Raw genomic sequence first — 5,024 nt, forward strand, 5'->3', positions numbered from 1 at the left:
CTCCCCGTAGAGCGCTCTGTAGATAACAAGCGGTTCCAGCGTTTCACTATGTTTAGCCTCTCCAATTACCTGGTATTTTGCTCCCTTGTAATGTCGATAAATCCCTGGTCTGATCTTAGCCGATTCAGCCTCACTCATGACACGCACCTCTTACATGCAAAATAGGCGATAATTTTTTGTATACTAGCAAAGTAACAACTGATACAGCAATGCCTTTAAACAGATTAAATGGCACGATAGCAAATACAATAAACGTTTTCAAATCGACAATATACGGATTGCCCGCTCTCCCCAAAGCAACAATTGCCTCTGTCGGAAACTGCAAAAGCTTTTGGTACAAAGGCAGTAATACCCAATAATTTAAAATCGCGGCCACTAACGTCATAGCTAATGTCCCAACTAACAACGCCCATATTGCACCAATTCGGTTATTCTTATATTGATAAACAAAGGCTGCCGGTACGACGAAACATGTGCCTACAAGAAAATTAGCCATCTCGCCGATACCGGCTGTTTGGGTATTGCTCACATGAATGAGGTTCTTAATCAGCACAATCAAACAGCCTGCTAACGGGCCAAGTGCAAATGCGCCGATAATTGCCGGAATTTCACTAAAATCTAATTTCAAAAAGCCAGGCATAAACATTATTGGAAATTCTATCGCCATTAAAATCGCAGCAGCACTGGCAAGAACTGCGATTCGCGTTAGGTAGGCCATCTTGGTCTGCAAGTAGTCAGTGCCCCCTTGATATATTGTAGTATACTCAGACCACTTTGAAATTAGTGCAATAACCGAGCATTATCCATACCAGGCGTATTTAGTGCCTTATCAATAAATTCTGTAAGCACTATTTCAATAATGGTTTCATGTATAGCCATTGTATCTGACAAATCTAAGCCATGTCGCAAAGTCATGTATTCAAACATCTGCGCCAAACCCTCAGCATACACTGCCTGCACCTCGGCCGGCACTTTTCCTCTAAGCACATCATAGTATAGTACCCCATACCGTTTACTAATATCGCGCAAATACATTGCAAGCAAATATTTGTAATCTTCTATTAAATCCATGATGGTGCCTCCTGTTTCTATCTATGCATTTATTGGCAAACCCCACCCAACACCCTACCTACATAATTGCCATAACACATTACATATGCAAAAGATACAATTCTCATAACGACCTTAAGTAGGTACTGTGAGGCCTCTGTCCTACTATCTCCCAATCATTCGCTCATAGAAATTAGTCAATTAGCGAGACCAGTCCACGATAATTAACCTCCTTTTTAGAACAATTCCCATTATTTATTAAAAGCATGTAAAACAGCCTTGTAGGACTTATGCAGCAATTGGTTGAATAGATACCTAAAAGTTTTCTCGCTGGAGGAATATGCATGAAAAAACTTCAATGTCTGATCGGAGTCTTTCTTCTGCTTGCTCTGACTACCTGCGCCCTTGTATCCGTACAAGCTGTTTTTACTGCAGTAGTAAACACCGATAAGGTAAATCTACTTTCCGAGCCAACCAATTCCGCATGTGTGGTTAAAGTCCTAAAATTAGGCGATATAGTTAAAATCTATGGAAAATCATCAGACGGACAATTTTGGGAGGTAGAACACAAAGGAACTCATGGCTGGATTATGTTCAAATATATAAGTCCCAAAGATCACCGATATAGTTCGCCCTACTCATATTAACAAGCGACTTTCACCATCAAATTATCGCCATTGGATGCAAACTAAAGAAAAGTCTCAACCCATTCAGGCTGGTTGAGGCTTTTTTATATTACTATATCTTTATCTTCATAATATTGCTGTATTTATATCACTACCAAAATTCTTTTTCATTTCGTTAGCTCAATCCAACGTTACTAAGTATCGGGCTTGTATTACAATACATTTCGAGAAAAAGAAAAATTCTCCTTCTATTATATAATTTTTCCAATTATACGTAAAATTTGAAGGATTTTGTATGTATATGAAGAATTTAACAGTAATTAACATCATTATCCATAAATGCAGTACATAGAGTAGAGAACTATAGCGAAAGATTGAGGATATTATGAAGCTATCTAATCTTACCATTAAGTTAAATATCAAGGCTATAGGTATTATTTTGTTTTTTATGCTGTTTTTCATAATATACAATTACCAACTATCTCTTCAAGAAAGACACATCCGATCCAACCAACAAATAGAACATTTAGCTAATTATCTGGCAAGTGCAGTACCTGCTACTTTATTACCAGGTAGTGCCGAACAGCAAAGTGCAGTTGGACAATCATTGGAAGAACAGGTTTTGGCCACTAACGCAGCACTTCAGCCTATTTTAAACACGATATTCATTCCACCGGACACAATAAAGTTTGGAATATATTCTACTCATTTAAAGCGAATAGTAGCAATTGGTCCCGAATTGGATAAAACCTTGCTATTGAGTGTTGAGCCCCATTTGCTGGGTGATATGTTTAATACAACTACGCCAAGATTTAGCCAGCAAAAACAGTCAGTACTATGGTATGGTGCAAAAATATCCTACTTTGTAAAGCCACTTCAAATAAACAACCAAATTATCGGCTATGTTTTTGCTTGTGCGAATTTAGATAAAATCAAAGAAGAGGAATGGCAAAGATCACAGAGATTACTCATAGGCAGTCTTATAGCATTATTAATTGCGATTGTGCTATTTCAAGAAATTTTTATTACTTTAAGACAGGAACTAAGCTTATTTGCTGAAGCCATTGTCGAAGGACGTGGCCGCGACTTTGAAAGCAAAATTTCTGAGCTTAATCCTATTTTACGTCACATCAACGAGCAAACAGAACGTATGGCCAAACTAGACAGGCTAAATATCATTGGCGAGATGGCTGCCAGCATCGGCCATGAAGTCCGTAATCCGATGACCACCGTGAAAGGCTTTTTGCAATATTTCGGAAATAAGCCAGCCTTAGCCCACTATAAACCCCAGTTTGACTTAATGATTACCGAACTTGATCGTGCCAATAGCATTATTACTGAATTTTTATCCTTAGCTAAAAACAAAGCTATGCACTTTCAACAGCATGATCTAAATGAGATTATCCAGGAAATTGCACCTTTGCTGGAAGCAGACGCCCTGCGTCATAACTGCAGTTTAGAGCTGACATTACAAGAAATACCGCCTGTGATCGTGGACAAACGCAGTATTCGCCAGCTCATAATAAATATTTCCCGTAATGGCTTAGAAGCAATGCCGCAAGGCGGCAAATTGCAAATTGCTACCGCTAGCCACAATTCTCAAGTAATACTCACATTTACCGACGAAGGAATAGGGATTCCATTAGAAGTTCTTGATAAACTGGGAACACCGTTTTTTACTACCAAAGAAAATGGGGTTGGTTTGGGACTAGCTGTTTGTTATCGGATTATCGAACGACACAATGCCACAATAACAGTAAAAAGCCATCCAAATAAAGGGACTACCTTTACCATTGTTTTTGAACAAGCTATGGAGTGAGACAATGGCCGAAAAGCTACTATCTGGATTTTTTTTATTAATTAGCTGCCTATATACTTATTATGCCACTGAGTTGTCTTTCGGCAGATTTACGCAACCTAAAGCTGGCTTTCTACCAACACTAGCAGGCAGCATTGCCACACTTCTTTCCTTATTTCTAGTTATCCGATCGTTTTCAGAACAATCCGCAAATAAAACCGCAACTATCAACCAGAGAAAACTGGCTTTTATCGCTATTGGATTATTAGCTTATATAATTCTTTTACAATTAGTTGGCTATCTAGTAGCATCCATCATTATTCTATTTTATTTATTAAAAATGGCAGAAGTACAAGGCTGGCTGTTTCCATGCCTGCTTTCGGTCGGAATAGCCACAAGCTTTTATTTTATTTTTGAAAAATTGCTGGGTGCAAAATTACCATAAAGCGGAGGACAATAGTGGAAATCTTCGAATTGCTTATTCACGGTTTTTATGTTAGCAGTTCTCCGACCAACCTGCTGGCCTGCCTAATTGGTGTTCTGATTGGCACACTAGTAGGCATGTTACCTGGAATTGGTCCGGTAGGAGCGATTGCACTGCTGCTCCCGTTTAGCCTTACTATGGACGCTACTGCCTCGCTAATTATGTTTGCCGGAATTTATTACGGCTCTTTGTTTGGCTGTTCGACAACTTCCATATTGCTAAACGTTCCCGGGGAAGCTTCCTCTGTAGTTACCTGCATTGACGGGTATGCCATGGCGAAAAAAGGACGGGCTGGTGCAGCACTGGCAGTGGCGGCTGTCGGGTCTTTAATTGCTGGAACAATGGGTCTTATTGGACTGACCTTTTTCGCACCGGTTATGGCTAAACTTGCGGTAACCTTCGGCCCTCCGGAATATTTCGCAATTGCCGCCGTCGGCCTGTTCGTCCTGATGAAGCTAACCAGCGCTTCGCTGCTCAAATCCGGACTCATGGTGGCGATTGGTATCATGCTTGGTACGGTAGGGCTAGACAGTTTAACAGGGTTGAGCCGATTTACGTTTGCCATTGATGAATTATTGCGTGGTTTTGAATTTTCCATAGTAGCCATGGGCCTATTTGGTGTTGGCGAAATACTGGATACATTAGTTAAGGGAAATTACCAGCATACGGTTCATTCCTTGCCGCTGCGAAAATTATATCCCAACAAGGAGGAATGCCGGCGTTCGATTATGCCGATCTTCCGCGGCGGAATTATCGGTTTCTTGGTCGGCTTATTACCTGGACCATCGGCCACTATTTCCACCTTTGTTTCGTACGGAATAGAAAAGCGAAACAGTAAACACCCGGAAGAGTTCGGCCATGGAGCGATCGAAGGGGTTGCCGGACCGGAGTCTGCCAACAACGCCGCCGCTTCTGCCGCCATGATCCCGCTGTTATCCCTCGGACTTCCTTTCTCAGCGGTTTCCGCAATCATGCTAAGCGGCTTACTCATCCATGGTATAGTTCCAGGTCCCACGTTAATCACTCAGCATCCAGATTTGTTCTGGGGGCTTATTGCCAGTATGTA

The 5,024-nt window shown here is 40.9% G+C and carries 7 protein-coding genes; 4 read left to right on the forward strand and 3 right to left on the reverse strand.

Annotation, left to right across the window (positions count from 1 at the left end; genetic code table 11):
* The 3 genes from AC29Z1_RS13300 to AC29Z1_RS13310 form a co-directional block, all read right to left on the reverse strand.
* Window positions 1–138, reverse strand: a 138-nt coding sequence (locus tag AC29Z1_RS13300) for a DUF1653 domain-containing protein (RefSeq protein WP_488271945.1), incomplete at its 3' end; no start/stop codon positions are given.
* On the reverse strand, window positions 131–730 hold the full coding sequence (locus AC29Z1_RS13305; protein ID WP_488271939.1) for an ECF transporter S component: 600 nt from the start codon (window positions 728–730) through the stop codon (window positions 131–133). The genes AC29Z1_RS13300 and AC29Z1_RS13305, both read right to left, overlap by 8 nt.
* Window positions 731–780: 50 nt before the next feature.
* Window positions 781–1,071: a hypothetical protein gene (locus AC29Z1_RS13310; RefSeq protein ID WP_488271940.1), complete on the reverse strand. Its 291-nt coding sequence runs from the start codon at window positions 1,069–1,071 to the stop codon at window positions 781–783.
* Window positions 1,072–1,394: 323 nt separating this feature from the next.
* Here AC29Z1_RS13310 and AC29Z1_RS13315 point away from each other — a divergent pair, with 323 nt between their 5' ends.
* The 4 genes from AC29Z1_RS13315 to AC29Z1_RS13330 all read left to right on the forward strand — a co-directional run.
* On the forward strand, window positions 1,395–1,697 hold the full coding sequence (locus AC29Z1_RS13315; protein ID WP_488271941.1) for an SH3 domain-containing protein: 303 nt from the start codon (window positions 1,395–1,397) through the stop codon (window positions 1,695–1,697).
* Window positions 1,698–2,061: 364 nt separating this feature from the next.
* The gene (locus tag AC29Z1_RS13320; protein ID WP_488271942.1) at window positions 2,062–3,495 is read left to right on the forward strand and encodes an ATP-binding protein; all 1,434 of its coding nucleotides are present in this window, start codon (window positions 2,062–2,064) and stop codon (window positions 3,493–3,495) included.
* 4 nt (window positions 3,496–3,499) lie between these two features.
* Entirely contained in the window at window positions 3,500–3,919 is a 420-nt protein-coding gene (locus tag AC29Z1_RS13325) for a tripartite tricarboxylate transporter TctB family protein (RefSeq protein WP_488271943.1), read from the forward strand.
* Window positions 3,920–3,933: 14 nt separating this feature from the next.
* The coding region (locus AC29Z1_RS13330) for a tripartite tricarboxylate transporter permease (protein ID WP_488271944.1) at window positions 3,934–5,024 on the forward strand (1,091 nt) is incomplete at its 3' end.

It is taken from the genome of Sporomusa sp. (assembly GCF_057736855.1).

What these genes read in the sequence shown, in the direction of transcription:
- AC29Z1_RS13310 (WP_488271940.1), bottom strand. Translation starts at nt 1,071, where the DNA reads ATGGATTTAATAGAAGATTACAAATATTTGCTTGCAATGTATTTGCGC.
- AC29Z1_RS13315 (WP_488271941.1), top strand. Translation starts at nt 1,395, where the DNA reads ATGAAAAAACTTCAATGTCTGATCGGAGTCTTTCTTCTGCTTGCTCTG.
- AC29Z1_RS13320 (WP_488271942.1), top strand. Translation starts at nt 2,062, where the DNA reads ATGAAGCTATCTAATCTTACCATTAAGTTAAATATCAAGGCTATAGGT.
- AC29Z1_RS13325 (WP_488271943.1), top strand. Translation starts at nt 3,500, where the DNA reads ATGGCCGAAAAGCTACTATCTGGATTTTTTTTATTAATTAGCTGCCTA.